The organism is Sphingobacterium spiritivorum (assembly GCF_016724845.1).
Classification (GTDB): domain Bacteria; phylum Bacteroidota; class Bacteroidia; order Sphingobacteriales; family Sphingobacteriaceae; genus Sphingobacterium; species Sphingobacterium spiritivorum_A.
Genome location: NZ_CP068082.1, coordinates 2,288,176 through 2,304,844, shown reverse-complemented (window position 1 = coordinate 2,304,844; position 16,669 = coordinate 2,288,176). Strand labels below are relative to the sequence as shown.

Sequence of the window (16,669 nt, the reverse complement as noted above, 5' to 3'; positions counted from 1 at the left end):
TGACTCGCTTATAAAGTGATTACTTCCTAAAGGTACTGTAAAATATAATTTATTGTAAATCAAAAAATTATTTAGAATTATTCTAATCCCAGTCCAGAGCCTTCTTCTTGATAATGTAAATAAAGCCTAAAAGTAACAGTCCCATAAAGACAAACATTTCGATCAAACCTTGCATACCAAACGATCTGAAATTGACCGCCCATGGGTACATAAAGATCACCTCTATATCAAAAATGACAAATAGAATAGCCACCAGGAAGTATTTAATGGAAAAAGGCTGACGGGCATTTCCTTTTACTTCAACTCCGGATTCGAAGGAAGAAAGTTTATTCTCGGTCCTGACTTTGGGACCTATCATATGGGTAATGATGATCGTTCCTACACCAAAACTCACTGCCACAAGCAGTTGTATCAATATAGGTAAATAGTCGACGGGTGCACTGGCTAGGTTTACTGTTTCCATGTGTACATTTTTTGGTTATTTATGTTTTAAAATTAGCATTTTATACGCTAAAATCCAAGATAATAAAAAAGGTGGCCGAAAAATCGACCACCTTTTTATGTATTGTTTAGAAGCTGAATTACAGCGCCTCCATATACGATTTAGCAAACTCATCCGTAGGATTAATAGCTAATGTAGCCTGGAAGAATTCTTTTGCTTTAGGATTGTTACCTTTTGCGTAATTGAATACTCCTAAGTAGTTGTTTGCATCAACTAAATAATCATTGTTTTTAGGATCTGCCGGTTTTGATTTGATCACTTCAATCAATTTTGTGAATGAAGGAACAAACAATCCTTGCATTTTCTCTGGCTCTTCCAGATTATCCAAACCTAACTGAGCAAAGCCTCTGTAGTATAATGCAGGAATTAAGTATTTATCAACAACTTCTTGTTTAGTAGCTCCGATAACAATACCGAAAGCTTTATCTGCTTTATCAAAGAATGGTTTACCATCTTCTTCAGCAGATACTTTCTTCTGACCCAAGTTGTAATTGATCTCTCCGATGTAGTAGTTAGCATCATAGTAGTATTCCGACTCTGGTAATGAACCAGGGATCTCGAAAATCTTAGCAGCTGCTACCATATCACGATCCTGATATCTTGCGAATGCAGTTTCAGCAATTTCCGGCAACAATTCTTCTTTATCTAATTCAACAGCTTTTTTCAGGAATTCCAATCCTTTATCTGCAGCAGCAGAAGAAGCACCGGTTGTATCTGCAGAAGCAACTCCGATATTAGCCAAACCTGCGAACAAGTAGTCACGTGAGATTACACGCTCAGGTTTCATTTTTGTGAACAATGAATTAAGATATTCTGCTGATTTAGCATAGTTTTTGTCCTGGTTGTAAGCGATATAACCTAAATAACGGTAAATTTTAGGATCGATATCCGGATTTTTAGCCAATTCTTCAGAAACCGCTTTCAATTCAGCATACTCACGGGCATATACCAAGAAATCTGCATATCTGATTTTTGCCTCTAAGGACTTGTCACCAGTTAATTCGATGTACTTTTTATAAGCATCAACACCTTGCTTATTGATTTCCTTGTATTTTGCTTCATCATCAATTTTCAGTGAAGAAAGGTGATAAGTCTCTGCCAATTCACGGTAAGTAGGTGCGTAGTTAGGGAATTCCTGACTTAATGCAGTCAAAGATTCAATAGCTACGTCATATGCCTGTGCTCTACGCGTAATAACAGCCTGACCGATTTTCGCACGGATTAATGCCTCATCAAGAGAAATTGCATCACGATACTGAACATAAGCCAAACTGGATTCGTTCATTCCTGCATAAGCATCACCCAATGCCAAAGGTACCAATGCATCTTTTGCATTTTTAGCTTTTGCCTGAGTCAGATACTCCAATGCTTTTGCGAAATCCGGCTTAGGAGCATCGATCAAAGCACGACCTGAAAAATATAATGGTAAGTAATCTTTCTTACCTAAGTTTGAAGTTGCTGTTGTAAACTTCTGTTCAGCAGCAGAGTTATTGTTGTTCTTCAAATCAACAATACCAAGACCAACATTGTTTAACTGCGACTTAGGATCGTTAGTCAAACCATTGTTGAAGATAATAGCAGCTGAATCCACTTTATCATTTACCAGGTAAATCTGACCTAAGTAAAAGTAATTGTCTCCATCCTTTGGTTTTTTCTGAACCAAGTTCTCCAAAATACCTTTCGCCTTATCATATTGCTCGGCCTCCATTGCAGCTTGAGCATCCTTCAAGCTCTGCGCACTCGCTGTTCCTACAGCTCCTGCAAATAATAGACTTAAAAATAATTTGCTTTTTGTCATAATCTATTTGTGTTCTATTTATATTCTCTAAATAACGAATTATTCTACTTTATCCCTAATAATTATTTCTCTACCCGGCATTGTTGCAGGCACTAAATCCGCCTTTAACATAATTCGCTGACCTCTGTCTCCTGTCAGGAAAGCAGAAAAGCCTACCCCTAGTCCCATATCCGGCTGATAGTTTAAAATATACACCGGACGACTTAATACATACAAACCCTCTGCCAAAGTTGACTGATTTGGTAGATAAAATTTATTATCCCCTTCTTTTGTTAACGAATTTTGCACGCTTAAGGTACGAATTTTATCTTTATTCTGAAAAGAACGTTTTGCATTTAGCCATTGATCATAGCTTATAATTCCTATTCCGTCTGTATGCTCAGCCACGTAAGAAAGCACTTCCTCTCCGTTTTCCATGGCTTTCAACCCCTTACCCGAAATTTTTTCGATTTTGCCAATATCTTTTAATTGACGTAGTGTGCTCGAATTGACATTATCCAGTATTAACGAATAATTCTGTCCGATATTTTCACCCTTTAATATTTTTACTACATTTTCAACAGTAATACTCGTATCTGCCCGACCTGTATTACTAATAAAAACAACGGCATCTGTAGCTATCTGAAATACTTTTGGAGAAATAGATTTCTTTTTAAAATATTCTTCCTCACTTGCGGACAGCTTTCTGGTCATGATTGCCGTCTTGGCCCGATCCTGCAGTAACAGGTTAATTCCCTTTACCTCAGGCGCAGATACCAATTCTATTTTCGAGTCTTTATATGAATTCTGAAAAACATCTACCTGTTCTTCAATAATAGGTAAAAGTGTCTCATCTACTATTACAGATAGTCTTCCATTCAGGATATCTCCATGCTTCGCCTTTTCCTCATCGGATCCATCTTGAGAACTCCGATTGCTGCAGGATGTAAACACAGCCAGGCTTGTGGCAACTGCCATCATAATAATCCGAAAGCTTATCTTTTTGTTCATACAGCTATAGATTAGATAATTACTAAAAAGATTAATGAAATGATTTTAATCCCTAAAATTATTTTGCCAAAGTCTCGCAAATCTCATGAAAGAGTAGACAATAAGCAAAATCCCGAAAAAAGTACGATAGGTAGGATTAATTTCTAACGGAAAGTTATTCCAGAAGATGATAAGCAGCCCCAAAACAAAGTAAAGGCCAAACATAAATAGTCCTAAAATGGACAGAAATCGCTTTAGAGGCGATTTCTGTCTGTAACTATTCGTACTATTGTTAAATTTGTTACTTGTCACAAATTACTGATTAATAGTGTTTAATCGAATTGGCAATGTATATGCTACACGTACCGGACGTCCGTTTTGTATACCTGGAGACCATTTTTTAGCCTTTTTCAGTAACGTTACGGCAGCCTGACCTGTACCATACTGTAAGTCACGTTGTACTTTGATGTCAGTAAGACTACCATCTTTCTCTACAACGAATGACACTTGAACCACACCATTTACACCTTGCTCCAATGCAGCAGAAGGGTATTGGTAGTTATCGCCTATCCATTTCATGAAAGTTTTCATACCGCCCGGTGGCTCTGGATTCACCTCTACCGCAGTAAAGATTTCATTTGAACCGGTACCATCAGGAGAACCTTTTTCTGTACCAGTAACAGCACCATCGACTTTTTTAGGACCAAACTCTCCTGTCGGAACGCCGGATGCACCTTTAGTACCTTTAAGCGTAATACGAGCTGGAGTTTTCTTGTCGTCTTTAAAGTCTTCCTGAGCAGCCACTTCTTCTTTCACTTGATTTTTAGGAACTACTTTAGGCTCCGGAAAACGGATAAGGTCTTCAGCAGGTGGTTCCTGAGCGATACGCTGTGGTTGTTCTTCCGCCGGAAGAGGCTCTTCTTCCTCTTTAGGCGGCTCCGGGATCTCCAAATCTTCCAGCGTCACTTCTGTGATTACTGGAGGTGGTTCTACCGGCTTATCTGGAATCAACTTGATGTTGAAAATCTTTGGAATACTCAAAAGGATAACCAACCCTATAACAGCTGCTAAACCAACGTTAGTCGCTCTTGGTGCCAGTTTACGAAGCTGGTAAGCTCCATATTCCTTATTTCTATTCGCAAAAACAACGTCTAGCCATTCCTTTTTGAATAAATCTAATTTTGAACCAAACATAATTTCTTATTTTTTTGCGTTTAAAATTTTATAAAACTAGTCGTTATACAAATTCTCACGCTTTAACACATCTATTTCTTCAGGAGTGATTTTTGAAATCATATATCGTTTGATATCTACAATTTTCATCTCGTCTAATACATCGACAAGATTACGTTGAACAGATTTCTCACTAGGTCTGATTACTACGATCAAATCCTTTCCTCCAGCAGCAGCCGGAACTCTTGCTTTCATTTCAGTAATGACTTTACGAAGACCGTCCTTACCATAATCAATGGCTGTAGGAGGGGTAATCGGACTTTTTAATTGTCCGTAGTACCATAAAATCTTATTGTCAGAACCTAATAATAATGTGATAGAGCGGTTATCTGCAATCTCCAGATTGTCAGTAGCGTCCATTTTATTCTTATCAGGCATTGCAACGTCCATCGCTTGAGGCTTGTTTAAAGACGTAGTTAACATGAAGAAAGTAATCAATAAGAACGCAAGGTCAACCATGGCTGTCAAATCGACTTTACCACCATTTTTCTTACTTCTTACTTTTCCACCTTTCCCCTGTTTACCGGAGTCTTGATTTAATTCTGCCATTTTCTTCTATTTAATTAAAATGAGACGTTAATTATTCGTTACCTTTTAGACCTGTTACAAAACTGAATTTGTTCTGCTTTTGGTTACGAAGAGTCTCAATTACTAAATTAATTGATGGATACTTCTCGTTAGCATCTGCTTTGATTGCAATTTTCATCGGTCCCGGATCAACAAAATCCTTCTCGCTTTCTTTTTCTTTTGTAATCTCAGCTGTCGCTAATCTTGCTGACTGAACCCAATGATACAATTCGTTCGTATTATTCTCTGTACTATCAACAGGAATACCTGTTTGCACTCCCGGCTGTACACGCTGACTCACGTCAAGTGTCAAAAGCTGGCGCAAATTCTTAATCGGAACACCAAAATCTTCAGCTAATTCGAATTTTTTGTAATCCTCTTGAGAGAATTGAATATTGTACTTCGCCGACATTCTTTCTAACATCCTTTTGCGAACTTCACGTTCTTTCACTCCGAAGAACACTTTTCCTTCTCCACCGATTGTGATAATACCAAGATTAGTATCCGGCAATTTATCTTTTGTGGTAGAAGCTGGTGTGTCTACAGGGAATGCTTCCGGTTGACGTGCTGTAGATGTCAATACGAAGAATGTAAGAAGCAAGAAGGATACGTCACACATGGCTGTCATGTCGATTGACGTACTCGTTCTTTTTACTTTAGCTTTTCCCATTTTTCTTTACTTCTAAAATTAATTACTCAATATACTTTGACTATATGATGCTTTTCGTTTTATGATTCCATAAAAGAATCGTAAAAAACATCAGATTCTTATTTGTGGTTAGCCGCGTACGTTTGTACGATTGAGAAACCAGCCTCGTCAATTGAGTAAGTTAATTTATCGATTTTTGCAGTAAGGATGTTATACATTACGATAGCGAATGTAGAAGTCGCAATACCTGTTGCTGTATTGATAAGGGCCTCAGAGATACCGTTTGCTAATTTAGCTGAATCCGGAGCACCACCTGTTGCTAATGCAGAGAAGGCCTTGATCATACCTGTTACTGTACCTAATAGACCTGTCAACGTACCGATAGAAACTAATGTTGCTATAACGTTTAAGTTTTTCTCCAACATAGGCATTTCCAATGCTGTTGTCTCTTCGATTTCTTTCTGGATAGCTAATGCTGATTTTTCTGAATCAAGACCTGGGTTAGCAGAAACGTCTTTGTATTTCAATAAACCTGCTTTGATTACGTTTGCAACAGAACCTTTTTGTTTGTCACACTCAGCGATAGCTGTGTCAATGTTACCACCGTTGATTAACGTTTGTACTTTTCTTACGAAGTTACCAACATTACCAGTACCTGAAGCTTTGTTGATAACGATCAAGCGCTCAATAGAGAAGACCCACACCATTAAGAATAAACCGATAAGGATAGGTACGATAGCACCTGCGTGGTATACCATTCCTAAGTAGTTTCCTGGAAGAGGTTGGTTTTCTGGATTATTTTCCTGGAAGTTAGAAGGAGCTCCCATTACATATTTCCATACTACGAAACCAACAATGAAACAAATGATGATTGCTAAACTTGCAAATAGGGAACCTGAATTTCCGCTCTCTTGTTTTGCAGGACTAGTTGTTTTTGGTGCGTTTGCCATTTTTACTAAATTTTAGATTTTTTACTGTTGTTTAATATAATGTTTAATTCAATTATGTGCAATCTAGATCTATATCTGTTACTCATGTGAGAAACAAATATAGCATTTTGTAATAAAAATAAAATTAATGTTGCATTAAAATACAATTTTCTAAATTTTCATTTTGATTTTCACGTTTTAAAACGAACAATACATCAGCAGAATCATTGCCCGTCATTCTTATCATGTCAAAATCATGCTTAATGCTGTAATTTTTTACAATGAAAACCATTTTTTTTATGATATGCAAATTAATAAATCATTAAGTGTTAAAAATAAGTAAGTGATTACTCACATGGATACTCTTGTAACTAAGTGTTTTTTAAACGTCAAATTATCAGAGTTATTGCATCAGTTCTGTTACAAAAAGTTAATATTTAGGTTATAATCGATGCGTAAACAACTATCCACCAACGACTTTGACTTTATAGCCGTCCTGGTTCAACAAGTCAACTATTTTTTGTTTAAAATCACCTTGAATCATAATTTCACCATTTTTAGAGGTACCGCCCACTCCACATTTTTGTTTCAATTTTTTCGCTAAGATTTCAAGGTCAGCATCCGAACCTATGAAACCGGTTACAATTGTAACAACTTTTCCCTTTCTCATTTTGCGGTCAAGCATTACTTTCAGCAACTGCTTATTGGCAGGCAAAGTCTCTGCTTCTTCTGTAATATCGCTCTCCTGATAATCAAAATCGTCAGAAGTGGAATATACAATTCCTTCAAAACGTTGTTTTTTATGCTTATTCATAGAACTAAGTTAACAAATTATCCGAAGGGATTTTGGTAAGATTCGTATATCTAGTTTTTTGCCTAATTCAAACGGCTCTCCATCCACATGTGCAGCACCATCTTTTTCGCGTTCAATGGTGATTTCTTTGCCCGGAATGATTTCTACATACTCGGACTGATCTGCAGATTTATTAAACAGATGAAATACCATCATGGGTAATGTATAAAGCGGAAATTTGTGCACAATACAAACATCCAGCACGCCGTCATTAACGGATGCCTGCGGAGCGATATACGCATTATTTCCGTACTGTGGTGAATTGGCCACACTGATCATGAAAGCCTCACGCTCATACTCCACACCGTCAATGGTCAATTTATACATGCAGGGTTTATAATTGCTAAGTACATTAATAGCCGATTTGAGATATCCGATAGGGCCTCTTATATTTTCATTGGCAAAGCGGTCACTCACGGATGCATCAAATCCAATACCGGCTATGTTGAAAAAATTACGGTCATTGATCAGACCGGAGTCAACTTCTACAGCTTCAAACCGGTTTAGCCTCCGCAGTGCAGCGGCTTCATTCATCGGAATACCCAGATATAGGGCAAGTCCGTTTCCAGAACCTTCGGGAATAATTCCCAAAGGAATATCCGACCCAACTAATGCGGAGCCAAGTTCATTGATGGTTCCGTCTCCTCCCACCGCTACGACTGCATCATATTTTTCTTCAATTGCCAGCTTTCCAAGTTCATAAGCATGATTTGGATGATTCGTCTGCTGAAAAGTAGGATTAAATTTCTGAAGATCTAATACCTCAAGAACCTGCTTATTGAACGCAGTCTTTCGTTTTCCACCTGAAATAGGATTGACGACAAATAATATTCGCTTTCTCTCGGCCATAAAGGTCTTTACTTGTATTTTTTCCGGATAAAGATAGACAAAAGCCCGTATACATAATGAATGTTAATTTTAATATCATTGAATTTTCATTTTTAATTGTAGAGTATAAAATTGAATTTTATATTTCGTCAAAGAGTTGTAGCTTTGCCGAATAATTTGTGGACTGATTTGCGTTACGGGCAGAAGCTCAGTAACAGGAGATTGCAACCACAGTAAAAAAGTGCTAAAACTATTTCATTCGGTGTTTTTCCACTTCCCTGTGTTTCTACCTTCTTATCAGCGAGTATGTCTACATTAATTAGTAATACTTATGGCTTATTTATTTACTTCAGAATCGGTTTCGGAAGGACATCCTGACAAAGTTGCCGATCAAATTTCAGATGCATTAATAGATAATTTCCTTGCTTGGGATCAGGATGCACGTGTAGCAATCGAAACTTTAGTCACTACAGGTCAGGTTGTACTTGCCGGTGAGGTGAAATCCAAGATATATCTGGACGTACAGAAAATTGCACGTTCTGTCATTGAAAGAATCGGTTATACCAAATCGGCATATATGTTTGAAGCCAATTCCTGTGGTATATTATCTGCAATCCACGAGCAGTCTGCAGACATCAACCAGGGGGTAGACCGCAAAACAAAACAAGAACAAGGTGCCGGTGATCAGGGTATCATGTTTGGTTATGCGACCAATGAGACCGAAAATTACATGCCTTTAGCACTTGATCTTTCGCACCGTCTGCTTTACGAACTGGCAGATTTGCGCAGAGAAAATAAAGAAATCACTTATCTGCGTCCCGATGCCAAGTCTCAGGTGACCTTAGAATATGACAGCAATCACAAGCCCGTACGCATTGATACTATTGTGATCTCTACACAACATGATGATTTTGATGAAGAATCAACAATGTTGAATAAGATCAAGGAAGATATTAAAGCAATCCTGATTCCTCGTGTAAAAGCTCAGCTAAAACCAGAATTGCAATCCTTATTTGATGATAAGATCAAATTTCACATTAATCCGACCGGAAAATTTGTAATCGGAGGTCCTCACGGAGATACAGGATTGACTGGGCGTAAAATCATTGTGGATACCTACGGAGGCAAGGGTGCTCACGGAGGTGGTGCTTTCTCAGGAAAAGATCCTTCCAAGGTAGACCGCTCTGCGGCTTATGCAACACGTCACATTGCAAAAAATCTGGTAGCAGCAGGAGTTGCTGAAGAAATATTAGTACAAGTATCCTATGCTATCGGCGTTAAAGATCCGATGGGTGTATATGTAAATACTTACGGCACCAGCAAAGTGAATCTGACCGACGGACAGATTGCACAAAAGATCTCTGAGTTATTTGATATGACTCCTTACGGAATCGAAACCCGTCTTGGATTAAGAAACCCGATCTACTCGGAGACGGCAGCTTATGGTCACATGGGGCGTACCCCAAGATCTGTAACCAAAACTTTTGAAAACAGCAATGGTGAGCAAAAAACAGTAGAAGTAGAGCTGTTCACATGGGAAAAATTAGATTTTGTAGATCAAATCAAAGCGGCATTTAATATCTAATATACTTTTTGACCTTATAAAAATTTTAAAGGGCTTATCACGATGTGATAAGCCCTTTTTTCTGTTTTATCCCGCTGTAATTATTACTATCTTTAAGACTATCAACACAAACATACTATGAAAAGAAGAAAATTTATTCAGTCTTCCGCTGCGACTATCGGTACTTCAGTGTTAGCTGTATCTGCTCTTGCTCAGTCAAAATCTTCCTTCGCTGTTGTCGAAAACATACAGATTATACATTCGGTATATTTCTGGCTGAAAGAAGACCTTACAGCCCAACAGGTTAAAGATTTTACGAAGTTTTTTGAAGCCCTGAGAAAAGTACCTAATATTAAAAGTCTTCGCTATGGCCGTCCTGCAGAAACAAGTCAACGACCCGTGGTAGATAATAGCTGGACATATAATCTGATTGTGATATTTGAAAAGATGGAATACATCAATACTTATGAGACTCACCCTATTCATCTGAAGGCAATAGAAGATTTCAGCAGTAACTGGACAAAAGTACTCGTCCATGATACCCAGTTAGATTAACCCTCGCGCCTTTATTTCAAGATATTTGTTTATTGAATTGATAGTCAGCTGTTCCGGCGCAGTATAAATGGTCTGAATTCCCTGACGGTTAAGCTCCTGAATAATAAGACTCTTTTCATAAACAAATTTCTCTGCTATGATCTGGTTATATATATCTATCGTGTAATGTGTGCTCTCTTTTGCCATTTGGATCAGTTCGGTATTCTTAAAGACAACGACGACAACGATATGGGTCTTGTTGATCATTTTGAGATAAGGCATCTGCCTGTTCAGACTATCCATTGTCTCAAAATTGGTATAAACAAAAATCAGAGATCTCTTATTAATATGCTTATTGGCAAATGCATATAACTTTCCAAATTCAGATTCTTCAAATAACGTAGTAATACTATATAATGCCTCTGATACCTTCTGCATCTGATTATTTCTCTTCTCCGCAGGAATATGATTTGCAATCCCGTTTGAGAACGTCAGCATTCCGGCTCTGTCCTGCTTCAGTATTGCGGCATTGGACAAAACAAGTACAGAATTGATCGAATAATCCAGTAAAGTCATCTCGTTAAACGGCATGCGCATGGCACGGCCGGTATCAATAAAGGAATATATGGGCTGAGATTTCTCTTCCTGATACTGATTGACCATCAACTTTTTATGTTTGGCAGAAGCTTTCCAATTCATAAAGCGGTATTCATCTCCTCTCACATATTCCCGCACATGATCAAACTCCAGAGTTGAGCCGATTTTGCGGATCCGCTTGATTCCCATCTCTTTCAGTCTGTCTGTTGTTGCCATAAGCTGATATTTTCGCAACTGAATAAATGACGGGTAACATGGTATTTTTAAGGATTCTTCCAAAAGAAATTTCCGTTCGAAGAAGCCAAGATTCCGGACCAGCACATGGCATCTTCCGAATTCATATATACCTCTTTTAGTCGGTCTCAATTCATATTCAACATGTTTCGGAATTAAAGACGGCAGCTCTATTTCAAATTCCTTTCCGCGAATCTGCAACTGCATTGGAAATTCTTCCAGAATTCTTGCCTTTATTTTTTTCGGATAATGACTTATAAAAGCAAGCTCAAAATGATTGTCATCTCCGTTAGATAGCTTTTCCGGATAATGTCGCTCAATCTCAACTCTGTTCTTACCAAAATGCAAAAACATAAGATCCCATATCCAACAGATCAACAGCAGCCAGAAGACAATACCTACTACCAGAAACATTCCCTTCACAAAAAAGGAAATCGTAAACAAAAGAGCCATTCCTAATAAGGAATAGAAAAATTGATTGGTAAAATAAAGTCTTCTTATATGCCTGATCATCTTGGAATCTCTACGCCGTCTACAATTTGTTTGATAATAAATTCTGTTGTGAATCCTTCCATTTCCTTTTCAGGAGTCAGGGTCACTCTGTGACCAAGAATGGCAGGAGCTACATATTTGACATCGTCCGGAGTAATAAAATCTCGTCCAAGAAGTGCTGCAGATGCTTTTGACGCTTCAAGAATCGCGATCGAAGCTCTCGGCGATGCTCCTAAGGTCAGGTTAGGATTAGTTCGGGTCTGCACGATAATCTGTGCTATATAATGCAGCACATCTTCATGTGCAAATACCAGTTTGACCTGCGACTGGAAGAGTACTATCTCTTCACCCGAAACGACCTGCTGGACCAACGCTTCTTTATTGCCGGCCTTTTGCGCATGGTGTTCTTTTAATATGGTCAGTTCCTGACTGAATTCAGGATAATTAACGACTATTTTAAACAGGAAACGATCCAGCTGTGCCTCCGGCAAACGATAAGTCCCTTCGTGCTCTATCGGATTCTGGGTTGCTAAAACAATAAAAGGGGTATCCATTGGATAGGTATTTCCGTCTACTGTCACCTGCCGCTCGGACATACATTCGAAAAGTGAGGCCTGCGTCTTTGCCGGGGCGCGGTTGATCTCATCAATCAGAATAATATTACCAAAAATCGGCCCTCTTCTAAACTCAAACTCATTAGATTTCAGATCCAGAATAGACGATCCGGTTACATCTGAAGGCATCAGATCGGGGGTGAACTGGATACGTCGAAAAGTACTGTTGATCGTTTTGGCAATCAACTTTGCCGTCAGCGTCTTAGCGACTCCGGGCAGACCTTCGATCAGAGAATGTCCGGATGACAGAATAGACATTAACAGCATATTGATGACCTGATCCTGCCCTACGATTACTTTTTTCACTTCCCTTTTCACCGATTCCATCTTATCCTGTAATTCTGTCAGATCGAGACGGCTTTCAAAGTTGGGCATATATTTTTCTAACTCGTTCATATCATATTAGATTTAGTCTTGAATTCTTCTATTTTACTATTTATAAATTTGAGATCATAAGTAGACAGATCTTTTCTATTCCTGTACCTCGTTATCAAATTCATCAATTCTTCAGTTTCAGCAAGTGGGATTCCTGATTTCAGAGACAGATTGCTAAGGTACTTCTCATCCTTCAGCTGCAGCGTATCGAGATGAAAATGATTGCGGATATCGAAAAGGAAATAATCTATTTTCTTATCTATCATATTTCCGGGTTCGCCATTTTCATAATATAGCGTTCCGATGGTTTTAGCAAATTCTTTAGACAGATTTGGTTCTGGTTTCACCACCTCTACAGCCCGTTGTTCACGTTTGCTTCGGAACAACAGAAATAGCAGCAGACCAAATAATAACAGATACCATGCTTCACGAAGTCCTTCATAGGAAAGAATCATACGCAACGGTGTACTTGGCTGTCCTTCCCTGTAATAATTGTCACACCAGATGATATGCTTAGCTTTTATTAATTTCAATGCCGAAGCTGCATAATCATATTTTTGGTGCTGCAGCATGTAATAATTGGTAAACATTTCCGGCGTATGATGTAAATAGAGCTTGCCTTTGCCCCAGGATACCTCCACAAAGTTAGGTACGGCATGCTTACCCGCATACGCATTGCCCACAATGGAAATGTTGGTACTATCGATAAGGTCAAAGATTGATGTCTGCTCTATCTTATCATATTTTATTCTCCTGCGATTATTGACAAGGGAATAGTTTATATCGCCTAATAACGAAAATCCCGAAAACTTATTTACATCCAGATAGGCCGATGACAGATTAAGTGTGTCTAAGAGATTGGTGGAATAATAATTTGTTGATATGAAAACTTCTCCTCCCTCTTTCGCAAATTGCAGCAATTTTTCTGTGGCGGTGGCTCCCATAATGTCTATATAGTCCCCAACAAATACAAAAGCAGTATTCTTTGCATGCAAAGAATCCTCTTCTAAAGTCTCATAAACAGATTTTTTGGTGCTTTCGATTTTACGGTCATTTCCAAGGATATTTCCCAGCTCCTGATGCAGCACATATAATCCGTAGGGTATCTTGTCCCGCTGATCAAAAGATTTGCGCCAGTCTATAGGCTTACGACTGGTTGCATCGATTATTGCAATCAATACCAGCGCGATCAGCAACACTATAATTCCAAACTTACCCGTATTTTTCATGACCATTTAGTTTGAAATTCACGGAATAGTGTAGCATACTGTTCATAGTTTTCCTTCGTTACAGGAAAATTACCGAACCACACATAATTAAATACATTGGAACAAGCTTCAAACTCTTTTCTCAGTTCTATGTTGTCCATTTCATTCATCAGTTCAATATTGGTTTTGGTATAATTCCACTTTACCAATTCTTTTTTTGCCAGCGTCTGAATATTCAGAAGATTGAGATAACGAATGGCCAGGGAATAATTTTCATCTTTCAGTGCCTGCTCTACAAATGTATGTACATCCACCTGCAGAAGATTACGTTCCACAAATGCAACACTCGCATCTTCGTCGTCTTCCTTTTCCTGTACAGTATAGAGTTTTTTCCCCGTAAATATTAATCGGTAGAGGACGTATACCAGAAGTACGACGAATACAGCACCGATAAGTTTATACATCCATTCGGGATTTTGAAAATAGAAATCCGGCAAAATAGAGGAGAGCAGGTCATTAATCCTGTTTTTTAAACGCTTCAAAAAATTTATGTTCTCCAGTACCTTTTCATTGTAAAGAAACTCTTCACTCTGATACTTTTTGAACATTTTATTGAATTCTGCGGTATCTACTGCCGGGATATCATGTATTCTCGGCACCTTATTATAATATCCTTCTTCCCAATAGGGATGTTGTTTTTTCTTGGTAATAAGTTCTTCTGCTGCATCTATCGGCTCATCGTAAGTAGCTGTATCAGGATCTGTATAGAGCGTGTCCTGTTCCTGAGCATAACCGAGATAAGATATTGTAATAAAGAAAATGGAAAGAATAAGGGTACGAAAATTAGTGGCCATTTGCCTCCTTTCCAATATTATTTATTGTCTCATAAATATTCTCTCCGAACCGTAACTCTTTAGCGGATTCATATATCAATCCGGAAATGAGTACAGAGAACATATAGCTGGTGATTGTAATCAGAGAGAAAATTGTTCCTCCTAAGGAAACAATTAATTTGCCTGAAAAGGTATCAAAAAAATTGTCATTGAAGCCTACGGTGTTATAAGCAATCAGTCCCAGTATCAATGCCGGGATGAGGGTCATCATCATCAGCAGAACCTGAAAAATGGCACTGACGATATAAGAGGATACACCATAGTCGTATACTTTTTTCTTCAGGAGATGATAGGCCTCACTAAAACAGCTGCCAAGAGAATAGTAACCTTCTCTATATAACATAAAAGCACAGAACAACCACACTCCAATCAGGGACATCAGAACTCCGGCCACGATGTTACCGACAAAAGGAATAAAAGAAGCAATAATCAGTACAAAGAAAAACGGGATGATCATGATTAACATGACCAGAATAGATGCACCGAAAAACCTAAAATATTTACCAAAGTTTAATTTAAAATTGTTCCAGACTTCTGCCGATCCGAAATCCAGATTGTTCTGATTTTTCAACAAAATAAAATATTCTATCGCAATGCCGAAAAACAGAGTAGAAAGCAACAAAAGTATACAGACTATCCCGATAAAGAGTCCCCATATCTGCATCATATCTCCTGCACTGAAGTCTGCATTAAAATCGACTTTAGTCGTCAGATAGAATACGAGTAACAACAGAATGGCAAGGGGAATAACCGCAAGCCGAAACAGCGTAGCACAGAAATGCCGGATAACGATCTTCAGCAAATCCACAAAATCCTGTACAAATTCTCCTAATTTACGTTCCTTTTTGAACTCAAAGTTTAACTCCATTCAAATTTTCTGGCTAATTGATACGGTCTCCAAATATAAAAATATACAATCGCGAATAAGGACGCAAAAATAATAGCTAAGCACATGGCTAAAGATGACTGATAAAAACGGGTCACAAACCCTTCTAAAGTACCTGCAATGATGAAAAACGGAACAGTACTAATGAGTACTTTACTGGCCAGTTTGGCTCCCCGTTTAAAAGATTCCATCCGGGTATATGATTTCGGAAACAGAATACTGTTTCCTAATGTGAGTCCGCAGCCTCCGGCAATGATAATCACCGAAATCTCTATCGTTCCGTGGATCCAGATGGCAGACATCGCCTCCTGCATGACTCCGTACTTGAAAAACATGTAATGAAATGCTCCCAGCATAATTCCGTTAGAAAACAGAATATAACCGGAGCCGACACTATAGAATATACCAAAAATAAAAGCGTAAAATGCCACTCTAACATTATTAATAGTGATCGCTAAGGCAGATCCGAACATTCCTCCTTCATCATAGATGGCAGCAGGATCTCCGTCTTTTATTTTTTCTGTTGTATAGTCTACATATCCGTCTCCTAATATCAGACGTACAAATTGTTCGTCATAGTGTGCCGACAGAAAACCAATGCCTACGGCAAGACAGAAAATCAACAGGGAGTAGAGCAGTTGTTTTCTGATTTTCCAGATAGCCTCAGGAATTTCATAATTTACAAAATGCAGAAACTGATTGTTTGATGCCCGCTGATCTTTATAAATCTTCTGATGTGCAATAAGAGACAATTCATTCAGATATTGCTTTGTTTTACTTTGCGGGTAAAAAGTTTGCGCATATGCCAAATCATTCGTAAGTTCGATATAGTTAGAGGCTAATTCATCCGGATCAATATCAGCTTTATTTGCTAAATTGCTTTCAATAGTTGCCCATTTTTCTTTATTTCGGTCTATGAATGAAGGTTCTCGCATAATTAAATA

17 protein-coding genes are annotated in these 16,669 nt (G+C 38.2%); 2 read left to right on the top strand and 15 right to left on the bottom strand.

Annotated elements, in window-relative coordinates; genetic code table 11:
• Positions 1–82 precede the first annotated feature (82 nt).
• The 9 genes from I6J03_RS09710 to I6J03_RS09670 all read right to left on the bottom strand — a co-directional run bounded on the left by I6J03_RS09710 (position 83) and on the right by I6J03_RS09670 (position 8,349).
• Positions 83–463: an NADH-quinone oxidoreductase subunit A gene (locus tag I6J03_RS09710; RefSeq protein ID WP_003000211.1), complete on the bottom strand. Its 381-nt coding sequence runs from the start codon at positions 461–463 to the stop codon at positions 83–85.
• A 118-nt stretch (positions 464–581) separates the two neighbouring features.
• A complete protein-coding gene (locus tag I6J03_RS09705) occupies positions 582–2,300 on the bottom strand; it encodes a tetratricopeptide repeat protein (RefSeq protein ID WP_003013016.1) in 1,719 nt (572 codons plus the stop codon).
• Between the two features lie 39 nt (positions 2,301–2,339).
• A complete protein-coding gene (locus tag I6J03_RS09700; RefSeq protein WP_003013019.1) occupies positions 2,340–3,290 on the bottom strand; it encodes a PstS family phosphate ABC transporter substrate-binding protein in 951 nt (316 codons plus the stop codon).
• 294 nt (positions 3,291–3,584) lie between these two features.
• The gene (locus tag I6J03_RS09695) at positions 3,585–4,463 is read right to left on the bottom strand and encodes an energy transducer TonB (RefSeq protein WP_003000219.1); all 879 of its coding nucleotides are present in this window, start codon (positions 4,461–4,463) and stop codon (positions 3,585–3,587) included.
• A gap of 36 nt (positions 4,464–4,499) precedes the next feature.
• Positions 4,500–5,051, bottom strand: coding sequence for an ExbD/TolR family protein (locus I6J03_RS09690; protein ID WP_003000221.1), 552 nt, complete (start codon positions 5,049–5,051; stop codon positions 4,500–4,502).
• Positions 5,052–5,082: 31 nt separating this feature from the next.
• The gene (locus tag I6J03_RS09685) at positions 5,083–5,739 is read right to left on the bottom strand and encodes an ExbD/TolR family protein (RefSeq protein ID WP_003013022.1); all 657 of its coding nucleotides are present in this window, start codon (positions 5,737–5,739) and stop codon (positions 5,083–5,085) included.
• Between the two features lie 98 nt (positions 5,740–5,837).
• A complete protein-coding gene (locus tag I6J03_RS09680; RefSeq protein WP_003013025.1) occupies positions 5,838–6,668 on the bottom strand; it encodes a MotA/TolQ/ExbB proton channel family protein in 831 nt (276 codons plus the stop codon).
• Positions 6,669–7,110: 442 nt separating this feature from the next.
• Positions 7,111–7,461 (bottom strand): translation initiation factor, encoded by a 351-nt coding sequence (locus tag I6J03_RS09675; RefSeq protein ID WP_003013028.1) that lies wholly within the window; start codon positions 7,459–7,461, stop codon positions 7,111–7,113.
• Between the two features lie 9 nt (positions 7,462–7,470).
• Positions 7,471–8,349 (bottom strand): diacylglycerol/lipid kinase family protein, encoded by an 879-nt coding sequence (locus tag I6J03_RS09670; protein WP_003013030.1) that lies wholly within the window; start codon positions 8,347–8,349, stop codon positions 7,471–7,473.
• Positions 8,350–8,659: 310 nt separating this feature from the next.
• Between I6J03_RS09670 and metK the strand changes: the two genes are divergently transcribed.
• Both metK and I6J03_RS09660 read left to right on the top strand, forming a co-directional pair.
• Entirely contained in the window at positions 8,660–9,913 is a 1,254-nt protein-coding gene (gene metK, locus I6J03_RS09665; protein WP_003013032.1) for a methionine adenosyltransferase, read from the top strand.
• A 117-nt stretch (positions 9,914–10,030) separates the two neighbouring features.
• Positions 10,031–10,447, top strand: coding sequence for a Dabb family protein (locus tag I6J03_RS09660; RefSeq protein ID WP_003013035.1), 417 nt, complete (start codon positions 10,031–10,033; stop codon positions 10,445–10,447).
• Here I6J03_RS09660 and I6J03_RS09655 read toward each other — a convergent pair.
• Genes I6J03_RS09655 through I6J03_RS09630 form a run of 6 tightly spaced genes read right to left on the bottom strand, consistent with a single transcriptional unit; the run spans position 10,439 to position 16,660 of the window.
• Entirely contained in the window at positions 10,439–11,770 is a 1,332-nt protein-coding gene (locus tag I6J03_RS09655) for a DUF58 domain-containing protein (RefSeq protein ID WP_003013038.1), read from the bottom strand. The genes I6J03_RS09660 and I6J03_RS09655 overlap by 9 nt on opposite strands.
• Positions 11,767–12,759 carry an AAA family ATPase gene (locus I6J03_RS09650; protein ID WP_003013040.1) on the bottom strand — a complete coding sequence of 331 codons (993 nt, stop codon included), beginning with the start codon at positions 12,757–12,759 and terminating at the stop codon, positions 11,767–11,769. Before I6J03_RS09650 ends, I6J03_RS09655 begins: the two co-directional genes overlap by 4 nt.
• A complete protein-coding gene (locus tag I6J03_RS09645) occupies positions 12,756–13,967 on the bottom strand; it encodes a DUF4350 domain-containing protein (protein ID WP_232279876.1) in 1,212 nt (403 codons plus the stop codon). The genes I6J03_RS09650 and I6J03_RS09645 overlap by 4 nt, the downstream gene beginning before the upstream one ends.
• On the bottom strand, positions 13,964–14,800 hold the full coding sequence (locus I6J03_RS09640; protein WP_003013047.1) for a hypothetical protein: 837 nt from the start codon (positions 14,798–14,800) through the stop codon (positions 13,964–13,966). The genes I6J03_RS09645 and I6J03_RS09640 overlap by 4 nt, the downstream gene beginning before the upstream one ends.
• Entirely contained in the window at positions 14,790–15,707 is a 918-nt protein-coding gene (locus I6J03_RS09635; protein WP_003013051.1) for a hypothetical protein, read from the bottom strand. Before I6J03_RS09635 ends, I6J03_RS09640 begins: the two co-directional genes overlap by 11 nt.
• Positions 15,698–16,660 carry a stage II sporulation protein M gene (locus tag I6J03_RS09630; protein ID WP_115168813.1) on the bottom strand — a complete coding sequence of 321 codons (963 nt, stop codon included), beginning with the start codon at positions 16,658–16,660 and terminating at the stop codon, positions 15,698–15,700. The genes I6J03_RS09635 and I6J03_RS09630 overlap by 10 nt, the downstream gene beginning before the upstream one ends.
• Between the last annotated feature and the right edge of the window lie 9 nt (positions 16,661–16,669).